This window comes from Microvirga sp. M2 (assembly GCF_047497095.1).
GTDB lineage: Bacteria > Pseudomonadota > Alphaproteobacteria > Rhizobiales > Beijerinckiaceae > Microvirga.
In genome coordinates, this window is record NZ_CP134063.1 from 3139090 (window position 1) to 3159144 (window position 20055).

Sequence of the window (20055 nt, forward strand, 5' to 3'; positions counted from 1 at the left end):
GGAGACGCCGACGTGTTCTATCGCGAGGCAGGCCAGTTCAAGACGACCTATGTCAGCGATTCCGCGATCTTCCCCCTGCGCCAGGACAGGATCGGGCTCGGCCTCATCGTCGCGGCGGCCTATGCCCTCGCGTTCCTGGGGAGCGACTTCCTGCTCCAGGCGGTGATGATCCCGTTCCTGGTGTTCTCGCTCGCCGCCATCGGCCTCAACATCCTCACGGGCTATACGGGCCTGCTCTCGCTGGGCACCGGCGCCTTCATGGGCGTGGGGGCCTATGCCTGCTACAAGCTGATGACGGCGTTTCCGGGCGTGAACGTGATCGTCTGGATCTTCGTGTCGGGCTTCTTCTCCGCCGCCGTCGGCGCGCTCTTCGGCCTGCCGTCCTTGCGCATCAAAGGCTTTTATCTCGCGGTTGCGACCCTTGCGGCGCAGTTCTTCCTGCAATGGTGCTTCATCCGCATTCCGTGGCTGGTGAACTACAACGTCTCGGGCGCGCTCGACGCGCCCCTGCGCACCCTTTTCGGCACGCCCATCATGGGGCCGAACGCCACGTCGCAGACACGCTACCTCCTGGTCCTCACCATCGTGATCCTGCTCACCTGGATCGCCTCCAACCTGGTCCATGGCCGCATCGGGCGCATGTGGATCGCGATCCGCGACATGGACCTCGCGGCGGAGCTCATGGGCATCCGGCCGCTCCAGACCAAGCTCCTCGCCTTCGCGGTCTCGTCCTATTACTGCGGCGTCGCGGGCGCGCTCCTCGTGTTCCTCTGGTACGGCGGCGCGGAATACGACGTGTTCAACATCAACCAGTCCTTCTTCATCCTCTTCATGGTGATCATCGGGGGCTTAGGCAGCCTCATCGGCTCGTTCTTCGGCGCAGCGCTCATCTTCATCATGCCGATCGCGCTCGGCATGACGCTGCCGGCCCTCATGTCGCCCTTCGGCCTCTCGGTGGGCTCCGACACCATCGAGCACCTGCGCTTCATGATCACGGGCGCGCTCATCATCTTTTTCCTGATCGTCGAACCGCACGGTCTCGCGCGGCTCTGGCAGATCGGCAAGCAGAAGCTCCTCGTCTGGCCGTTCCCCTACTGACGGCCCGTTCGAAAAGGAGACGGGATCATCAATCCGGCGCAGCCGGACCAACAACGGGAGGAAACGAGAATGTCGTTTCGCACATTGAGCCTGGGACTGGCCGCCGCGACGATGCTCGCCGGCACGGCACTGCCTGCCTTCGCGCAGGATTCGATCTACGTCCCCCTCTTCACCTACCGCACGGGCGCCTTCGCGGGCTCCGGCACCTTCATCGCGGACGGCATGCACGATTACCTCGAGATGCTGAACCAGCGCGACGGCGGCATCGGCGGCGTGAAGCTCGTCCTGGAGGAATGCGAGACCGGCTACGACACCAAGAAGGGCGTCGAGTGCTACGAAGCGGTGAAGGGCAAGAACCCGGTCATCGTCAATCCCTGGTCCACGGGCATCACCCTGCCGCTGATCCCGCGCGCCTCGGTCGACAAGATCCCGATTCTGTCCATGGCCTACGGCCTCTCGGCCTCGGCGCGCGGCGACATCTTCCCTTGGGTCTTCAACCCGCCGAGCACCTATTGGGACGGTCTCTCGATGATCATCAAGTACATCGGCGAGAAGGAAGGCGGGCTCGAGAAGCTGAAGGGCAAGAAGATCGGCTTCATTCATCTCGACGCCGCCTTCGGCAAGGAGCCGATCCCCCTCCTGCAGGAACTCGCCAAGGATATCGGCTTCGAGGTCGCCCTCTATCCGGTGGCCGCGCAGGACATGCAGAACCAATCCTCGCAATGGCTCAGCGCCCGCCGCGACCGTCCCGACTACATGATCATGTGGGGCTGGGGCTCGATGAACGGCGCAGCCGTGAAGGAAGCGGTCCGCTCCGGCTATCCGATGGACAAGTTCTACTCGGTCTGGTGGCCGAGCGAGGACGACGCGAAGAGCGGCGGCGCCGGCGCGAAAGGCTTCAAGGAGCTGAACTGGCACGCGGTGGGCGCGAATTTCCCCGCCCTGCAGGACATCCAGAAGCACGTGATCGACAAGGGCCTGTCCAAGGCCTCGAAGGACAAGGTCGGCGAGGTTCTCTACAACCGCGGCGTCTACAATTCCCTGCTGATCGCCGAAGGCATCGCCATGGCCCAGAAGCTCACGGGCAAGAAGGCCGTGACCGGCGAGGACGTGCGCCGCGGCATGGAGAACATCAAGCTCGATCCCGCCCGGCTGAAGGAACTCGGCCTCGAGGGCTTCACCGAGACGCTCGCTCTGTCCTGCACGGACCACAACGGCCATCGTCCCGCCTTCATGCAGGAATGGGACGGCGCGAAATGGGTGAAGATCTCCGATCCCATCGAGCCGATGACCGATCGCGTGAAGTCCCAGCTCGATGGCGCCGCGAAGGACTATGCCGAGAAAAACGCCGGGTGGCCCAAGCGCACGGAAGCCTGCGACAAGGCAAGCTAGTTCAAGCTCCTCATCTCCTCCCTCCCCGCAATGGGGAGGGAATTTCCCGAGGACCGCACGAGGCCAGCATGTCCAACGCCGCTCGCGACCAAGCCAACGAGACGCCCGCCCCCCCGGAAACCGTTCTGGTGGTGAACAATATCGAGGTCGTCTACGACCACGTGATCCTCGTGCTCAAAGGCGTGTCCCTCACCGTGTCCAAGGGCGGCATCGTCGCCCTCCTCGGAGCCAACGGCGCGGGAAAGACGACGACCCTGAAGGCGATCTCCAACCTGCTTCACGCGGAGCGCGGCGAGGTCACGAAGGGCAGCATCGCGTTCAAGGGCGAGCGCGTCGACCGGCTCTCGCCCAACGAGCTGGTGCGGCGCGGCTGCATCCAGGTCCTCGAAGGTCGCCACTGCTTCGGACATCTCACCATCGAGGAAAACCTCCTGACCGGGGCTTTCACGCGCAGGGACGGCAATGCCGCCATCCGGCGCGACCTGGAGGCCATCTACGAATACTTCCCGCGCCTGAAGCAGAGGCGCGGCTCCATGGCGGGCTACACGTCCGGCGGCGAACAGCAGATGTGCGCCATCGGACGGGCGATGATGTCGAAGCCCTCCATGATCCTGCTCGACGAGCCCTCCATGGGGCTCGCGCCGCAGATCGTGGAGGAGATCTTCGAGATCGTGCGAATCCTGAACACGTCGGAGGGCGTATCCTTCCTGCTCGCCGAGCAGAACACCAACATGGCGCTGAAATACGCGACCTACGGCTACATCCTGGAGACGGGCCGCGTGGTCATGGACGGCCCCGCGCAGGTCCTGCGCGAGAACGAGGACGTGAAGGAGTTCTATCTCGGCGTCTCCGAGGGAGATCGAAAATCGTTCCGCAATGTCAAAAGCTACAAGCGCCGCAAGAGGTGGCTCGCCTAGCCGGGAGGTCCGGCCGGCAAGAGCTTGACGCAATGCCATAACATTCTTAGCACAAAGAAGACGGAGTCGGAGGCGACTCGCGTGAAACCTGGAAAACGAGGGGCAACAATGAATATCGAAATCCTGAAGAAGAATGTGGAGCAGGCCGTCAGAATCGCCATCGGCAAGTTCGCGGAATTTTCCGGCCGCTCATCCCGCCCGGAATATTGGTATTTCATGCTGCCGGTCATCGTGCTCATGATCCTGGCGAATGTGCTGGATTCCCTCCTGCTCAACGGCATGTCCGTCCTCGGCCTGATCGTGGCCCTGGCGACCCTCGTCCCCACCCTGTCGGCGGGTGCGCGGCGCCTTCACGATACGGACCGCTCGGGCTGGTGGCTTCTCATCGGGCTTGTTCCCTTCATCGGCGCCTTCGGCCTCATCTATCTCTGCTGCCAGCCGGGAAGCCCTGAGGCGAACCGCTTCGGCCCCGCGCCTTCGTCCGGAGCCTTCGGCGCCCTGGCGCAAGCCTGACCTGCCTGGCTAGAGCCATTTCCATGACCTTCGGTTCATGGAAAAGGCTCCTGTTGTTTGAGAAAGACGCCTTTTATTCGCAAAACCGGCATCCACTTTTGCGGAAAAGGCTCTAGGCTCCGACGGCTTATCCACCCTTGCCTGCGTGCCGCCGGTCGAGCATCCTGCGACCGGTGGCGTCGCGTGAATCGTCCGCTTTTCCATCGGATGATCCGGGGGGTCGCGGCGAAGCGGAGGGAAGCCTTGGCAGATCATTACGACGATCTTGAAACCCGCGATCCGGCCTTACGCGAAGCCGCTCTCTTCGAACGGCTCCCCGATATCCTGAGAGGCGCCCTCACAGCGCCCGCCTACGCGGCACGGCTCAAGGGCATCGATGTCGAGAGCATCAGAGACCGCAAGGCTCTGGCCGGAATCCCCGTCCTGCGGAAAGCCGAACTCGCGGCGCTGCAGAAGGCGTCCCTCCCCTTCGGCGGCCTCGTCGCGGAGGCTCCAGGCTCTTTCAGCCGCCTCTTCACGTCGCCCGGCCCCATCTTCGAGCCTGAGGCCGCCCGACCCGACCCTTGGCGCGCGGCGCGGGGCCTCTTCGCGGCGGGCCTCCGCGCGGGCGACATCGTTCTCAACACCTTCAGCTATCATCTGACACCTGGCGGCTTCATCATGGATTCCGGCGCACGGGCGCTGGGCTGCGCGGTCATCCCCGCAGGGCCCGGCAACACCGAGCAGCAACTGGACCTGATCGAAGCCTATCGTCCGGACGCCTATTGCGGCACGCCTGACTTCCTGAAGATCCTGCTCGATGCGGGGGCCGAATCCGGACGGGACACGTCGTCCATCAAGCGCGCCCTCGTGTCCGGAGCGGCCTTTCCGAAGTCGCTGCAGGAGGCGTTCTTCGAGAAGGGCATCGATGCCTACCAGGCCTATGCCACGGCCGATCTCGGCTTCATCGCCTACGAAACCTCCGCACGCGAAGGGCTCGTGGTCAACGAGGATCTCATCGTGGAGATCGTGCGCCCCGGCACCGGCGATCCGGTTGCGGAGGGTGAAGCCGGCGAGATCGTCGTCACCAGTCTCGACCCGTGCCATCCCTTCATCCGTCTGGCGCTCGGCGATCTGACCGCCGAGCTGCCGGGACGCAGCCCCTGCGGGCGGACCAACGCACGCATCAAGGGGTGGATGGGCCGGGCCGATCAGGCCGCCAAGGTCAAGGGCATGTTCGTGCGCCCCGAGCAGGTGGCCGAGATCGGCCGCCGGCATCCCGAACTCGGACGCCTCCGCCTTCTGATCGAGCGGCAGCATGAAACCGACGTGATGACCCTGGCAGCCGAATGCGAAGCGGCCTCGCGCATTCTGGCGGAGGCGGTGGAGAACACCCTGCGGTCCGTCACGAAGCTCAAGGGCATCGTCATGCTGGTCGCGCCGGGTAGCCTCCCGGCTGACGGCAAGGTCATCGCGGACGAGCGCGGTTAAAGCATCGAACGCAAAAGTGGAATCCGGTTTTGCGTGAAAAGGTGCTCAAGATCATGGACTGACAGCATTGGCCGGGGACGCGACGGCACGCCCGACGCTACGGCGTTGTCTTGAGTGTGAGCCTGTCCTGACGGAAAAAGAAAAAAGCACCCGAGGGTGCTCTAAGGTGTCCGGCCGTAGGGGCAAAAAGGACCGGAGGCTCTACCAACGCGCGGTCTGAGGGTTTGTTCCAAACTTTCTTAAAAATTTTTATTCCCAGGCCTGCGCCTCATTCAGGTCACGTTTTCGGGGTCTAGGGCTTAGCTTCCCGTGGGGGCAAACACGGGCCGAGGCCGCGGCCAGGATCCGACAACCGGACCGGTCGCGGCCGATCTCTCCCGCTGTCCGAAAGGGACAAAGCATAAGGGCCCGGGAATTGCCCGGGCCCATTCTTTGACAACAAGGCGTCTCAGTAAGTGCCGAACTTGAAGTTGAGCTTGGCACGCGCGACGAAAAAGTCGTTGTCGTTGTTGTTCCGGAATTCCGGCGCAAAGACATTGACCGTCGGGCCACCGACGGGTGTGAAGGTCCCGACGAAGCCGTTGAAGTCGTTGTTGTTGTTATTGTCGAAGCCGAGCCACAGGCCTTCGACGCCGAAGGTGACCGCAGACGAACCGAACCAGTTGACCGGAAGCGCCCATTCGGCGCCGCCGCCGACGACCCACCCGGTGTTGTTGTCCGTATAGGCCAGACCGCCGGTGGCATAGATCAGGACGCGATCGAACGCGACACCGACGCGGCCGCGGACGGTGCCGAACCAATCCGACAGGTCGTTCCGGAACTCGCCGGGGATGAAGGTCCCCCCGGGAGCCCCGAGCGGCACGAAGGTGACCCGCATGTTCTGATTGGTGTCGGCCCACTGGATGTCCGTCTCGAGACCGATCACGAACGAGCCCATCTGGTAGTTGTAGCCGATCTGACCGCCGCCGGTGAACCCGCCGTCATTGTTGTTGTCGAAGAACAACGTGCCTGGCACCCCGCCCGCGCCGTCGATGACCACGGACTGGCTGTTATCGTTGCGCCAACCCCAACCCGCGTTCACACCGGCGTAGAAGCCGGTCCAGGTGAAGATCGGAGGGGCTGCGATGATCGGTGCCGGAGGAGCGGGACGGGCGAGATCTGCAGCAGAGGCAGTCGCTGCAGCCAAGGTGACACCTGCAACTCCTGCAATAAGGCTCAATACGCATTTTTTCATAACCGTAACCCCTGTTTGAGGATCCACGGCAAGAACTTATGCGATTTCAACCAAAAATTACTATTGCGCGAAAGCAACACCGATTTACAAGCACACGAATATCTTACATGCAAAAGTAGTAGCACTTTTGTATAGCAGTCCCCATTAGAGGTATAAATTCTAATACTAAGAGAAACTGTGCCATATTAATTTGACATTAACTTTTCAGCATGCCCTAATGATCGCGTTTTCGGGTTAGCAACCGAAGGCGAGGAGACAACTATCCACCCTGCCCACCGGGCAGGGTTTTTTCTGGGCGAATCACTTTACAGCTTGGGACGTCAAATCGAACCCGCATCCGATGCTGTCGGTCGCCGGTCTCGAGCATCTTTTCACGCAAAACCGGTTCCCACTTTTCGCGTCCGATGCTCCAGCCCTACAGGTCTCCGAGGTTCAGCTGAGCCTGAGGAACGGGCTTGCGCTTCGGCCGCTTCTCGGAAGCGGCGCTCCTGGCTGAACGATTGCGGCCGCCTTCGCCCTTCATCCGGGCCTTGGCCTTGTCCCGCGCCGCCGCCTCGGGCGAGGTCGGGTCATCCTCCAGCCACTTGCCGCGCTTGATGACCTCGTTGACGCGTCCCTGATTGACGCCCAGCTCGAAGGCGATTTCCTGCTGGGTCATCTCCGTCGTCGCGTGGAGCTCGAGGATGCGCCGGGCGAGTTCGGGCGTCATCTTGCGGCCCGCGATCCGGCGCGCAGGGGCGGCCGAGCGTTTCCCGCGATCCCTCTCGCGCAGCTTCTCCAGAATCGCGAGTGCCATGTGCATGCCCTGCTCGCGTAGTGCGTCCTCGAACTCCTTGAGTGTCGTCACCTGGATCTGCTCCTGGGAACTGCCGGTTCGGGCCGATGAACCTCAATGAATAAGTCTCAACGAAAACAACGGTCAAGCTGGCGTTTGGTTGCAAAGGCGCGGCGTCTCAATCCTCGTTTCCCGTGCAGGGCCAGGCTTGCGGCACCGTCAGTCCGGGGGGAAGCCTGGTCTGCGCGTCGCCGCAGGCGATATCGATCTGCGCCTGAGTGAGCCCCTTCACGGAAGACAGGTCCGCGCCGCCAAGCTGCGTCAGATACAGATAGCTCCCGGCCATGGAGACGTTCTGAAGCACGGCTCCCTGCAGCTGCGCCCGTGAGAGATTGGAATAACTGAAATCGACGCCCGTGAGCTTGGTCTGCTGAAAGATCACCCGCGAGAGTTCGGCCTTCGTCATGTTTGCGCGTTCCAGATTGGCGCCGCTGAAATCCGACCGGTTCAGCTCCGCCTTCTGGAAATTGGCCCCCGAGGCCTGGACCTGCGCGAAGTTGGAGCGGTTCATGTCCGCGGACGCGAACTCGGCATCGGACAGGATGGCTTCGGCGAAATTCGCCCGCCACCCGAGAGCCTTCGTGAAATTGGCCCTCGTCAGGTTCGCCTTCTCGAATCGCGTCCGGCTGATCTCGGTCTCGCTGAGATCGGCCTCGATCAGCTTCGAGCCCGCGAAATCGCTCAAGGTCAGGAGGGATCGCTGAAACCTGGTGCCCGACAGATCCTCTCCGTTCAACATGAGACGCGCCTTGGAGCACCCGGCCCAATCGACACCTGGGCCGGGCGAATCCTGACATCTCGCCTCGGCCGCGCCACTCCAGACGACCAGCATCAGTGCGGCGCCGGCAATCCGGATGCCTCCGCCGCCAAGCGGCCATGCACACACCTTCAACCAAACGGGTTCCATGATCTCCTCTTCGACCGGCAGCAACGAACCTCTTCATAAAGCTAGGTCTCAACATTGGCGAGAGGAGCCCTGCCCTAGGAATTTAGGCGATTGATCACTCGACTTGCGGCCGGTATGGCCTAGCTCTAGAGCGTCGAATTGATCCCAAATGTGGAATCCACTTTTCACGTCCGATGCTCCCCCTCTAGAACGGCGCATCGTTCCTGCGAAGAACCGGGTCCGCTTTTTCGAACGATGCGCTCGCGACGGATATCGAGGACTTAAGCATGCGTCAGACACTTATCTTTTTCCTTCTTGCGGTGACGGGGCTGACCCTCGGCGGGTGCTCGGCCTCGCCGAAGCCCGAAGGCGTGCTGCCGCGCATGGATCTTCCCCCGCCGCCATCAGCCGCCGGCAGCGTGCCGGGACGCGCCGCCGTCCGTGCCCCCGCAGGCCCACAGCCGCAGCGTCGCGGCCTGAGCGTGCCCGACAGGCTCGTTCCGCCCACTCCCGCGGCGCAGCCCTGAATGCGGCCCGGAATCATGGGGCCGGCGATCATGCCTCCCGATCTTGCCTCCACGATCAAGGCCCCATCCGGGGCCTTTTTCATGCGCTCGCGGATCAACTGAGCTACTACGAGATGCGGATAGGCTCGGCTGTGGTATTTGCGTCGTGGAATGGTAGGTATATGACGTTACGGAACAAAGAGGGGAAAGAATTCCGATGGCTTGGCTTCACGGCTTGACCTGGCTCGACGCACTGGCATGGCTGGCGGCCGTTCTCGCCATCACCGGCAGCGCGATGCGGACGATCATTCCCCTGCGCTGCATCGGGATCGCAACGAATGCCGTGTCGCTCACCTATGCGTCGGCGATGCGTCTTTACCCCAGCATGACGGTCAATCTGATCCTTCTCCCGCTCAATGCGGTGCGCCTCTATCAGATGATCCGTCTGATCCGCCAGGTGAAACAGGCCTCGAAGAGCGATCTCTCGATGGAATGGCTCAAGCCCTTCATGACCCGTCGCACGGTGAAGGCGGGCGAGATCCTGTTCGCCAAGGGGGATAGCGCCGCCTGCATGTTCTACACTCTTTCCGGACGCTATCGTCTGAAGGAACTCGACATCGAGCTGCGGCAGGGACAGGTCGTCGGCGAAATGGGCTTCATGTCGCCCGAGAACCGGCGCACGCAGACACTCGAATGCATGGAGGACGGCGATGTGCTGAACATCTCCTACGACGAGGTGCGCCAGCTCTATTTCCAGAACCCCGAATTCGGCTTCTATTTCCTGCGCCTGACCAGCGAGCGCATGTTCAAGAACATGGAGCGGCTGGAGGCCGAACTCGCGCGCCTGAAGGCCGCTGCCCCGGATCACGCGCCTGTTCGTCAGGCCGCCTCAGCTTAGAATCCCTCTAATCGACACCCAGTTTAGAAACCCTATAAGCTATTGTTCTAACTGACATTTTCCTTGACCGAACGTCACGATCCGTGATTGTTGCATCATCTTCGGGTTGGGCTTGCACCTGCTCGACGCTGCCGGTGAAGGAACTTCTATCATGCTGACGACGACATTCACGCGCACTCTCCTGCTGGGCGCCGCCGCTCTTTGCACCATGGCCGGATCCGCCGTCGCGGCGGAATCCCTGAACATCTACACCACCCGCGAGCCCGGCCTCATCAAGCCAGTCCTCGACGAGTTCACCAAAGAGACGGGCATCAAGGTCAACACCATCTTCATCAGCAACGGCCTTGAGGAGCGCATCCGCACCGAGGGCGAGAACAGCCCTGCGGACCTGATCCTCACCGTCGATATCGGTCGCCTGCAGGCCGCCAAGGATTACGGCGTGACGCAGCCCGTGAAATCGGAGGCGCTGGAGAACGTCATTCCCGCCGCCTACCGCGATCCGGAAGGCCACTGGTTCGGCATGGCCCTGCGCGCCCGCGTCGTCTATGCGTCCAAGGACCGCGTGAAGCAGGACAAGTTCACTTACGAAGAGCTCGCCGATCCCAAGTGGAAGGGCAAGATCTGCAGCCGCTCGGGCCAGGCCCTGTACAATATCAGCCTCTTTGCCGCCGCCATCGCCCACATGGGCGAGGACAAGGCCGAGCAATGGCTGAAGGGCGTCAAGGCGAACCTCGCCAGGAAGCCCTCCGGCGGCGACCGCGAACAGGCCAAGGACATCCTGGCGGGCGTTTGCGACATCGGCATCGGCAACACCTACTACGTCTCGCTCATGCGCAACGGCAGCGACGCGGAGCAGAAGAAGTGGGGCGAGGCGATCAACGTGATCCTTCCGACCTTCGAAGGCGGCGGGACCCATGTGAACGTCTCCGGCCTCGCGCTCGCCAAATATGCGCCGCACAAGGCGAATGCCGTGAAATTCATGGAGTACATGGTTTCCGACGAGTCGCAGCGCATTCATGCCGAAGCCAATTCCGAATATCCGATCAAGGCCGGCATCGCGATCCACCCGACCATCGCCTCCTTCGGCGAGCTCAAGGCGGACAACGTGCCGATTGCCGAAATTGCGAAATTGCGCAAGAAGGCCAGCGAAATGGTCGACACGGTCGGCTTCGATCAGTAACCGAAGAGCAGTCCTTGAAGCCGCTCTCCTAGCAGGAGGCGCTGCCGGCGACGGCAGCGCCATTTCACATTGAAAGCGACCGCCGAATCCCGCCTCCTGTTTCGCCCGGCCACCTGGCGGGCGGTCAAGCGCATCCCGTGGTGGCTCTCCGCCGCCGTGGCCGCGGTGGGGCTGCTCGTGCTCATGCCGATCGCTGCGCTCGTCGGAATCGCCGCGCAGGGCGACGCGGAGATCTGGCCTCATCTCATTCGGAACGTGCTGCCGTCGAGCATCGTCGACACGCTCGCCCTTCTGGCCGGCATCGGTCTCGTCGCGGGCTCCATGGGCATCACCTCCGCCTGGCTCGTCACGGCGCATCGTTTTCCCGGCCGCAATATCCTCGTATGGCTCCTGCCCCTGCCCCTCGCGGTGCCCACCTACATCACGGCCTACATTTATGTGGAGCTTTTCGACTCCGCCGGCCTCGTGCAGATGGCCCTGCGCGACGTGATGGGCTGGAAGTCCCGCTCCGATTACTGGTTTCCCGAGGTCCGCTCCCTCTACGGCTGCATCATCGTGATGTCCGCCGTGCTTTACCCTTATGTCTACATCGCCGCTCGCGCGATGTTCCTGACGCAGAGCGCGAGCATGCTGGAAGTCGCGCGGGTTCTCGGGGCAAGCCGCCTGAAGCTGTTTCGCGTCATCGCGCTGCCGCTTGCCCGCCCGGCCCTCGCGGTCGGCCTGTCTCTCGCGCTCCTCGAAGCCCTCAACGACATCGGCGCCAGCGAGTATCTCGGGGTCCGCACCCTCACCGTTTCGGTCTACAACACCTGGCTCAATCGCGGCAGCCTCCCGGGCGCGGCGCAGATCGCCTGCGTGATGCTGGCCATCGTCGTCGGGCTGATCCTGATCGAGCGCTATGGGCGCAGGGACCGGCGCTATGCCACGTCCGCGAAGCGCTCGCGCGTCGTGCACCCGGCGCCTCTCTCGGGCGGACGCGCATGGCTGGCGAGCGTCCTCTGCGCCATTCCGGTTTTCCTCGGCTTCGTCCTTCCCCTCGCCTTCCTGGTGCGGGAGATCCTGCGCGGCAGCCTCGTCTCGCAATTCGACGAGGAGTTTCTCCAGCACCTCCTCACGACGGTCGGCCTGTCGGTGACCGCGACGCTCGCGGTCCTGGCGCTCGCCACCCTGCTCGTTTCCGCCGCGCGTATCTCGAAATCCTTCCTGACGACGAGCACGCTGTTCGTGGCCGGATTGGGCTATACGGTGCCCGGCACGGTGCTCGCGCTCGGGCTCATGACGCCGCTGGTGAAGATCGACGGCGTGATCGGCATGGTGTGGCGCAGCTTCACCGGCGAGCGTCTGGGGCTGCTTCTCATGGGCACCGCGGGCGGCATCATCATCGCCTATGTGCTGCGGTTCCTGTCGATTGCGACGGGCTCGCTCTCGGCCGGCCTCGATCGCGTCTCGCCGAGCCTCGAGGATGCCGCCCGCACGCTCGGCTCGTCGCGCCGGGAAATGGTCTGGCGGATTCAGGTTCCGCTCATGCGTCCGGCTCTCGCGAGCGCGGCCCTGCTGATCTTCGTGGATTGCATCAAGGAATTGCCGGCCACCCTGCTGCTCCGCCCGCTCAACACGGAAACTCTCGCCACCCAGGTCTATACCTATGCGTCGCGCGGACGCTTCGAAGACGGATCGCTCGCAGCGCTCGTCATCGTCCTCATCGGCCTGCTGCCCGTGATCCAGCTGGTGCGCAGCGCGGAAGCGCGCCCGAAGGCGCCGGAGACCTCGGGCTCCTGAAAAAAAGAAGCGGCCGAAAGGCCGCTTCGCGATAGGCGCATGGAGCATCGGACGAGATGAGCGCATCGTGCGGACCTCAAGGGCCGCACGATGCGCCAGCCCGCCGGTTCCGGCGGGCTTCGGTTCTCATGCGAGGGCGATCTTGAACTCGGCCTGGGTCTTGGCCTTGATCTCGTCGACGGTGACGCCGTCGGCGAGCTCGATCAGGCTCATGCCGGTGCCGCCCTTCTTGTCGATGGAAAACACGCCGAGATCGGTGATCACCAGATCGACGACGCCCGCGCCCGTCAGCGGCAGCGTGCAGTCCCGCAGGAGCTTCGGCTCCTCCGTCCCGTCCTTGGCCTTGGCGACGTGCTCCATCACCACGACGACGCGCTTGACGCCCGCCACCAGGTCCATGGCCCCGCCCATGCCCTTGACCATCTTGCCCGGGATCATCCAGTTCGCGAGATCGCCGTTCTCCGCCACCTGCATGGCCCCTAGGATCGACAGGTCGATATGGCCGCCGCGGATCATCCCGAAGGAATCGGCCGAGGAGAAATAGCTCGTCGTCGGCAGCTCGGTGATCGTCTGCTTGCCGGCATTGATCAGGTCGGCATCCTCCTCGCCCTCATACGGGAACGGGCCCATGCCGAGCATGCCGTTCTCCGACTGGAGCTGCACGTGGACCCCTGCAGGGATGTAGTTCGACACCAGCGTCGGAATGCCGATGCCGAGATTGACGTAAAAGCCGTCGCGCAGCTCCTTCGCGGCGCGGGCCGCCATCTGGTCACGGGTCCAAGGCATCAGACGGTCTCCTCGCGCTTGCGGGTGGTGCGTTGCTCGATGTGTTTGACCGGATTTTGCACATGCACCAGGCGTTTGACGAAGATGCCCGGCGTGTGGATGCAATCCGGATCGATCTCGCCGGCGGGCACGAGATGCTCCACCTCGGCGACGGTCATGCGCGAGGCGGTGGCCATCATCGGATTGAAGTTGCGGGCGGTCTTGCGATAGACGAGGTTGCCTTCCGTGTCGCCCTTGAAGGCATGAACCACGGAGATGTCGGCGAACAACCCCGTCTCCATGACGTATGTCTCGCCGTTGAACTCGCGCACTTCCTTGCCCTCGGCGATCAGGGTGCCGACGCCGGTCCGGGTGTAGAAGGCCGGGATGCCCGCGCCGCCGGCCCGGATGCGCTCGGCGAGCGTGCCTTGCGGGTTGAACTCGAGCTCGAGTTCGCCGGACAGGAACTGTTGGGCGAAGAGCTTGTTCTCGCCCACATAGGAACTGATCATCTTGCGGATCTGGCGGGTCTCCAGGAGGCGTCCCAGTCCGACCCCGTCGATGCCGGCATTGTTGGAAATGAAGGTGAGGTCCTTGGCCCCCGAGTCCCGGATCGCCTCGATGAGGGTCTCCGGAATGCCGCACAGGCCGAAGCCGCCGGCCATGATGGTCATCCCATCCTTCACCAGACCAGCCAGCGCGGCACGCGCATCGCTGTAAACCTTGTTCATGAACGCTTCCTCCCGGGCATATCCCTATCCCCTCGCATCATTGCAACGATATAAGCCGATACGGTGCAATCTGGCCTCAATTTAGACAATCCCTTCCTATGGATATATGAGATCAATTGCTTATTCGCCCCGCCGCCCACAGAACGGGTATTTCTCAGCCCTTGCGGGACGGAGCACAAGGTTAAACACTACAAAGCCATGTCCCGCCGCGTCACCCTCCTCATCGCGCTGTTCGCCCTTGCCCTCGTCGGAGCAGCGGCCGCTCCCTGGACCCTGAGGGAGAACGGCCTGTCGTCCGCCCTCTCCGAGCATATGAGGGAGCGCTACGGACTGGACCTGACGGCGAACGGCCGCAGCACCTTCGCGATCCTGCCGATCCCGCGGGTCAAGTTCGAGGACGTGACGCTGCGTTTCCCCGATCAGGCGCTGAAGGCCGAAGGCGGAACCCTGCGCGGCGAGATCCGGATTCTCCCTCTCCTGTTCGGCCGGGTCGAACTGTCCGACTTCGACCTGAGCGACAGCAGGATCACGGCCTCCGCCCAGGCGCTTCAGGGTCTGAATTGGGGCGATGCGTTCAAAAGCCGCTCTCGTGCGCTGCATGCCCGGCGCCTGGTCCTCAATCACACCAAGATCCAGTGGACCGACCTGAGGAACGCCGATCTCGACGTTGCGGAGCTCGTGATCCGCTGGGTGGGCGAGAACGAGCCGCTGACGGCTTACGGCAACGCCACATGGCGTGGGGAGCGGGTGATCCTCTCGGAAGCCTCCATTCATCCCGACCGCCTCGCCTCCGGCGGCATCAGCCCGGTCAGGTTGGCGATCGCCGCTCAATCCGCCCGCCTGAACCTGCAAGGCGACGCTCAGCTCGGCATCAATCCGGGGATGACCGGCGAAGGCGGCATCGAAGCACGATCCGTGCGGGACTTCGCCCGCTGGAGCGGCGTAAAGTTGCCCTTCGGGCCACTCGTCCGGGCCTTTTCCGTCAGAGGGGACTTCTCCTTCGACCGCCGCCGCCTCTCCTGGCCCTCCGCCACGGTGAAACTCGGCGATGACAAGCTGGAAGGGACCATGGCGGTTCATTTCGACACGGAGCGCCCCGTGATCACGGGAACCCTGGCGGCGGACGACCTGGATCTGACCGACCTCTTCGCGCCCTTCGCGCAGGCCCGCACCTCGTCGGGAAGCTGGAGCGAGGACCCCCTCGACCTCGCCGGCGTGACCGGCAGCGATCTCGATCTGCGCCTGTCGGCATCCTCCGCCCATCTGGGCAAGCTGCGCGTCGAGGACATGGCGGCCAGCGTTCTCGTCCGCCCCGGGGAAATCGAAGCCTCGATCAGTCGCGCGGGCTTTCACGACGGCAGCCTGAAGGGCCGCCTTTCGCTCGCCTCCGCCGACGGGGTCACCGAGTTCAAGAGCCAGGGCACCTTCACGGGAATCGAGATCGCTCCGTTCCTGAGCAGCATCGGGGAACCGCGCTGGATCACCGGGCAGGCGCAGGGGCAATTCGCCTTCGAGGGCCGGGGCAAGAACCCGGTCGACGTAGTCCGGCAGGCTCAGGGGCGCTCCACGATCACCGTGCGCGACGGCGAACTCGTCGGCATCGCCCTGGGCGACGCCCTGAAGCGCGTGGAGAAGCATCCCCTTCTCGCGTCCCTCAACTGGAAGGGCGGCCGGACTCCGTTCAAGGAGGCCCAGGCGCAGATCGTCGTGCAGGACGGCATCGGCGAAGTCATGGAAGGCAAGCTCAAATCCGCCGACCTGACCGCCGAGCTCAAGGGCGAGGTGCTGATGGTGGACCGCACGCTCAACCTGAAGGCGGAGGTTTCATCCACCGCCTCCCCATCCTCCGCCCTCGCATTCGACATCGATGGCGGATGGGACGATATCAACGTCATGCCCGACGCCCGTTCCCTCATCGAGAGATCGGGCGCCGCGAAGCCCCTGCTCCCGATCCACGCGCCCGCCGACCGGCTGGCGCCGGAGGCCGCCGCTCACTGAGCACCTTTCGCGCGAAAGCGGCTCCCACTTTTCACGTCCGATGCTTTCTTTGCCTGAGCATCTTTCCACGCGAAAGCGGCTCCCACTTTTCACGTCCGATGCTCTCTTTGCTTGAGCAGCTTTCCACGTAAAACCGGTTCCCACTTTTCACGTCCGATGCTCTCTTTGCTTGAGCATCTTTCCACGCAAAACCGGTTCCCACTTTTGCGTACGATGCTCTAAGCCTCGCGCCGGGAGCGCAAGGCCGAGCGCTTGCTGATCAGGGTCGCCGAGATCACGCCGAGCGTCACAAGGCCGATCAGGATCGTCGAGGCCGCATTGATCTCCGGAGAGAGACCGAGACGGACCTGGCTGTAGATCTTGATCGGAAGCGTCGTCGCGCCCGGCCCCGTGTTGAAGCTCGCGATCACGAGATCGTCGAGCGACAGGGTGAAGGCGAGCAGGAAGCCCGCCACGATGGAGGGAGCGATCAACGGCAGCGTCACGGCGAAGAAGGTGCGCAGCGGAGGCGCGCCGAGATCCATCGCGGCCTCTTCCAGCGAGCGGTCGAAGGTCGCAAGACGCGCCTGAACCACAACCGTGACGAAGCACATGGTGAGCGTGGTGTGGGCGAGCGTGACGGTCCAGAAACCGCGGTCGAGATCGACGGCCACGAAGAACAGCAACAGCGACAGGCCGGTGATGACCTCCGGCATGACCATGGGCGCGTAGATCATGCCCGTGAACAGCGTTCGCCCCGGAAAGCGTCCGTAACGCGTCAGCGCCAGCGCCGCGAGGGTGCCGAGCACCGTCGCCATGCTGGCTGACAACAGCCCGATCCGGAGTGTGACCCAGGCCGCCCCCATGAGGGCTTCGTTGCGGAACAGCGCCCCGTACCATTGCGTCGAGAAGCCGCCCCACACGGTCACGAGCCGCGACCCGTTGAACGAGTAGATGACGAGCAGCAGGATCGGCAGGTAAAGGAACGCGAAGCCCAGAACCAGCGACGTGACGTTGAAGACGCTCAGGCGCCGGGTCATGGCCGCGCCTCCATGCGCCGCGCCTCGACATCGCGATAGATCACGATGGGCACGACGAGAATGATGAGGAGCAGGATGGCGACGGAAGAGGCCAGCGGCCAGTCGCGATTCGAGAAGAATTCGCTCCAGAGCTGGCGTCCGATCATGAGCGTTTCGGAACCGCCGAGCAGATCCGGGATCACGAACTCGCCCACTGCCGGAATGAAGCAGAGAAGAGATCCGGCGATGATGCCCGGCATGGCGAGCGGCACCGTGATCGTCCAGAAGGAACGCCATGGAGGCGAGCCGAGATCGAGCGCCGCCTCCAGCAGCGTGTCGTCCATCTTCTCCAGCGTGGCGTAGAGCGGCAGCACCATGAAGGGCAGATAGGCATAGACGATGCCGATATAGACCGCCCATTCCGTGTTGAGGATCTCGAGGGGCTCGGAGATGAGCCCGATGCCCGTGAGCGCCTGCGTGAGCAGGCCCTCGGGCTTCAGGATCGCGATCCAGGCATAGATGCGGATCAGGAAGCTCGTCCAGAACGGCAGAATGACGAGGGCCACCAGAAGCGAGCGATGCCGCTCCGGAGCCCGCGCCATCCCATAGGCGATGGGAAACCCGACGAGCAGCAAAAGAACCGTCGAGATCGCGGCGATGCGGACGGACGACAGCGTCGCCCGGAAATAGAGATCGTCCTGCGTCAGCATCTCGAAATTCTCGAGATCGAGCGCGCTGAAGAAGCCCGTGATGTCGCTCCATTCGAAGATCGGTTTGTAGGGAGGCTGGGCGACGGCCGGATCCGACAGGCTGATCTTGAACACGATCAGGAAGGGCACGAGGAAGAACACGCCGAGCCAGAGATAGGGCACGGCGGGCACCAGGCCTGCGGTCAGCCGCTTGGTGAGGGAACGCTCATTCATGGCTATTCCGCCAGAATGACCGCCGCAGCCGGCGCGAACGTGACATAGACCTGCTCGTCCCAATCGATGGGGTTCTCCACGAAGCGGGAGACGTTCGCGCAGGAGACGCGCAGGATCTCGCCGGTCGCGAGACGGATCCGGTAGACGGTCCAGTCTCCGAGATAGCCGATATCCCAGATTTCGCCGGTGAGCACGTTCACGGCCTCGGGGCCCGGCTTCTCGCGCCGGACGGTCATTTTCTCGGGCCGCACCGCGATGGCGACCGCCTGACCGGCATGCAGCACCTCGTCGGGATCGTCGATGGTCAGCGGCATGTCCGCGGAAGGCGATTTCACGCGCCAGAGGCCATTCTCGTGCCCCTGCACATGGCCTTCCAGAATGTTCACGTCGCCGACGAATTCCGCGATGAAGCGCGTCTTGGGCTGTTCGTAGATCTCTCCCGGCGTCGCCACCTGAACGATGCGGCCATGGTCCATGACCGCGATGCGGTCGGCCATGGTCATCGCCTCCTCCTGATCGTGGGTCACCACCACGAAGGTCATGCCGAGCTCGTGCTGGATGTCCATCAGCTCGAACTGCGTCTCCTCACGCAGCTTCTTGTCGAGAGCGCCGAGCGGCTCGTCGAGCAGGAGAACCTTCGGCCGTTTCGCGAGCGCGCGGGCGAGCGCGACGCGCTGACGCTGGCCGCCGGACAGCTGGCTCGGGTAGCGCCGGGCGAGCTTTTCCAGCTGCACGAGGCGCAGCATCTCGCCCACCCGGTCGGCGATCTCGGATTTGGACAATCCGTCCTGCTTCAGGCCGAAGGCGATGTTCTTCTCAACGCTCATGTGGGGAAAGAGCGCATAGGACTGGAACATCATGTTCACGGGACGGCGATAGGGAGGCACGCCTTCCAGGCTCTGACCCGCCAGGGTGATGACGCCCTCGGTCGGGAACTCGAAACCCGCGAGCATTCGCATCAGGGTCGTCTTGCCGCAGCCCGAGGGGCCGAGCAGGCAGAAGAACTCGCCTTCGAAGATGTTCAGCGTCAGGTGATCCACCGCCACGGCGTCGCCGAAGCGCTTCGTCACGTTCTCGAAGCGGATCAGCGGCTTGGCATCGGGATCGGCCCAGGGAGCGAAGGTGCGGCGCACGGCGCCGACGGAAGCGGATTGGCGGACTGGAGGAGGCAAGATGTTTGTACTTCGGCCTTTGGTTGGAAAGATCCGCGCAAGCTATGATGTTCGGCGCGCAAGAACAACAACTTAAACACCGGATTTTCACCACTCGGACCCGCGCCGGGCGGTGCGCCGCCGGCCGCAAAGCCGCACCCGGGAGCTTGAAATCGAACCGACGAAGGTTTATAGAGTGTACATATTATTAGCACCCTATCAATATGCCCCCTAACGAAGCGCAGCCATGACGGCGAAGATGACGTTTTCAGAGGAACTGTGGAAGGTCAGCCGGAAGATGCGGACCCTGTTCGACGCCCGGGTCCGCGCCGAGGGACTGACCCTGCCCCGTGCCCGCACGCTGATGTTCCTCGGCAAGAAAGACTGCATGACCCAGACGGAGCTTGCGGACGCCCTGGAGATCGAGGGACCGACCCTGGTTCCCCTTCTCGACGGGCTGGAAAAGCAAGGCCTGATCGAGCGCCAGCCCGTCGATGGAGACCGGCGGGCAAAGCAGATCGCCCTGACCCCGGCGGGCCAGGAGCAGGCCGCTCACGTCGATGGCCTTGTCAGAGACTTCCGCAGCGACGTCCTGAAGGATGTCAGCGATGCCGACCTGAAGGCGGCCATCCGCGTGTTCCACGCCATGTCTCGGAACATCGAAGCCGCGAGCTGATGGTGGTGCAACTCCCATGACAGCGGTTCCCAGCGATCGCAGGTTCGATCCTTCGTTGCCTGACGCCAAGGACTCCGAGGCCGTGCCCCCGCCGGATCCTGCCGA

The 20055-nt window shown here is 63.5% G+C and carries 19 protein-coding genes; 11 read left to right on the forward strand and 8 right to left on the reverse strand.

Features of this window, described 5'->3' with window-relative positions; all coding sequences use genetic code 11:
* Positions 1-12 precede the first annotated feature (12 nt).
* The 5 genes from RE429_RS14915 (at position 13) to RE429_RS14935 (ending at position 5390) form a co-directional block, all read left to right on the forward strand.
* Positions 13-1098, forward strand: a complete 1086-nt coding sequence (locus RE429_RS14915; RefSeq protein ID WP_414471517.1) for a branched-chain amino acid ABC transporter permease — start codon at positions 13-15, stop codon at positions 1096-1098.
* Between the two features lie 69 nt (positions 1099-1167).
* Positions 1168-2490 (forward strand): ABC transporter substrate-binding protein, encoded by a 1323-nt coding sequence (locus RE429_RS14920; protein WP_414471518.1) that lies wholly within the window; start codon positions 1168-1170, stop codon positions 2488-2490.
* A 68-nt stretch (positions 2491-2558) separates the two neighbouring features.
* Positions 2559-3407: an ABC transporter ATP-binding protein gene (locus RE429_RS14925; protein ID WP_414471519.1), complete on the forward strand. Its 849-nt coding sequence runs from the start codon at positions 2559-2561 to the stop codon at positions 3405-3407.
* Between the two features lie 108 nt (positions 3408-3515).
* The gene (locus tag RE429_RS14930) at positions 3516-3920 is read left to right on the forward strand and encodes a DUF805 domain-containing protein (protein ID WP_414471520.1); all 405 of its coding nucleotides are present in this window, start codon (positions 3516-3518) and stop codon (positions 3918-3920) included.
* 243 nt (positions 3921-4163) lie between these two features.
* Positions 4164-5390, forward strand: a complete 1227-nt coding sequence (locus tag RE429_RS14935) for a phenylacetate--CoA ligase family protein (RefSeq protein ID WP_414471521.1) — start codon at positions 4164-4166, stop codon at positions 5388-5390.
* Between the two features lie 448 nt (positions 5391-5838).
* On the opposite strand, the gene RE429_RS14940 is transcribed toward RE429_RS14935, so the two are convergent.
* The 3 genes from RE429_RS14940 to RE429_RS14950 form a co-directional block, all read right to left on the reverse strand.
* A complete protein-coding gene (locus RE429_RS14940) occupies positions 5839-6576 on the reverse strand; it encodes an outer membrane protein (RefSeq protein WP_414471522.1) in 738 nt (245 codons plus the stop codon).
* 463 nt (positions 6577-7039) lie between these two features.
* Positions 7040-7471, reverse strand: a complete 432-nt coding sequence (locus RE429_RS14945; protein WP_414471523.1) for a sigma factor-like helix-turn-helix DNA-binding protein — start codon at positions 7469-7471, stop codon at positions 7040-7042.
* Between the two features lie 106 nt (positions 7472-7577).
* Positions 7578-8366, reverse strand: coding sequence for a pentapeptide repeat-containing protein (locus RE429_RS14950; protein ID WP_414471524.1), 789 nt, complete (start codon positions 8364-8366; stop codon positions 7578-7580).
* A 266-nt stretch (positions 8367-8632) separates the two neighbouring features.
* On the opposite strand from RE429_RS14950, the gene RE429_RS14955 reads away from it, so the two are divergent.
* The 4 genes from RE429_RS14955 to RE429_RS14970 all read left to right on the forward strand — a co-directional run bounded on the left by RE429_RS14955 (position 8633) and on the right by RE429_RS14970 (position 12708).
* Complete coding sequence (locus RE429_RS14955; RefSeq protein WP_414471525.1) at positions 8633-8872, forward strand: hypothetical protein; 240 nt, start codon at positions 8633-8635, stop codon at positions 8870-8872.
* Positions 8873-9068: 196 nt separating this feature from the next.
* A complete protein-coding gene (locus tag RE429_RS14960) occupies positions 9069-9749 on the forward strand; it encodes a Crp/Fnr family transcriptional regulator (RefSeq protein ID WP_414471526.1) in 681 nt (226 codons plus the stop codon).
* 151 nt (positions 9750-9900) lie between these two features.
* A complete protein-coding gene (locus tag RE429_RS14965) occupies positions 9901-10929 on the forward strand; it encodes a Fe(3+) ABC transporter substrate-binding protein (RefSeq protein ID WP_414471527.1) in 1029 nt (342 codons plus the stop codon).
* A 69-nt stretch (positions 10930-10998) separates the two neighbouring features.
* Positions 10999-12708 (forward strand): ABC transporter permease, encoded by a 1710-nt coding sequence (locus tag RE429_RS14970; RefSeq protein ID WP_414471528.1) that lies wholly within the window; start codon positions 10999-11001, stop codon positions 12706-12708.
* A gap of 126 nt (positions 12709-12834) precedes the next feature.
* Here the strand turns inward: RE429_RS14970 and RE429_RS14975 are convergent, their stop codons facing one another.
* Both RE429_RS14975 and RE429_RS14980 read right to left on the reverse strand, forming a co-directional pair.
* Positions 12835-13494 (reverse strand): 3-oxoacid CoA-transferase subunit B, encoded by a 660-nt coding sequence (locus tag RE429_RS14975; RefSeq protein ID WP_414471529.1) that lies wholly within the window; start codon positions 13492-13494, stop codon positions 12835-12837.
* A complete protein-coding gene (locus RE429_RS14980) occupies positions 13494-14204 on the reverse strand; it encodes a CoA transferase subunit A (RefSeq protein ID WP_414471530.1) in 711 nt (236 codons plus the stop codon). The genes RE429_RS14975 and RE429_RS14980 overlap by 1 nt, the downstream gene beginning before the upstream one ends.
* Before the next feature lie 198 nt (positions 14205-14402).
* On the opposite strand from RE429_RS14980, the gene RE429_RS14985 reads away from it, so the two are divergent.
* Positions 14403-16202: an AsmA-like C-terminal region-containing protein gene (locus RE429_RS14985; RefSeq protein ID WP_414471531.1), complete on the forward strand. Its 1800-nt coding sequence runs from the start codon at positions 14403-14405 to the stop codon at positions 16200-16202.
* Positions 16203-16420: 218 nt separating this feature from the next.
* Here the strand turns inward: RE429_RS14985 and RE429_RS14990 are convergent, their stop codons facing one another.
* The 3 genes from RE429_RS14990 to RE429_RS15000 are packed head-to-tail and all read right to left on the reverse strand — an operon-like array spanning position 16421 to position 19295.
* Positions 16421-17221, reverse strand: a complete 801-nt coding sequence (locus RE429_RS14990) for an ABC transporter permease (protein WP_414471532.1) — start codon at positions 17219-17221, stop codon at positions 16421-16423.
* Positions 17218-18123, reverse strand: a complete 906-nt coding sequence (locus RE429_RS14995; protein ID WP_414471533.1) for an ABC transporter permease — start codon at positions 18121-18123, stop codon at positions 17218-17220. Before RE429_RS14995 ends, RE429_RS14990 begins: the two co-directional genes overlap by 4 nt.
* A 2-nt stretch (positions 18124-18125) precedes the next feature.
* On the reverse strand, positions 18126-19295 hold the full coding sequence (locus tag RE429_RS15000) for an ABC transporter ATP-binding protein (protein WP_414471534.1): 1170 nt from the start codon (positions 19293-19295) through the stop codon (positions 18126-18128).
* 238 nt (positions 19296-19533) lie between these two features.
* Between RE429_RS15000 and RE429_RS15005 the strand changes: the two genes are divergently transcribed.
* Entirely contained in the window at positions 19534-19950 is a 417-nt protein-coding gene (locus tag RE429_RS15005; protein ID WP_414471535.1) for a MarR family winged helix-turn-helix transcriptional regulator, read from the forward strand.
* Positions 19951-20055 lie beyond the last annotated feature (105 nt).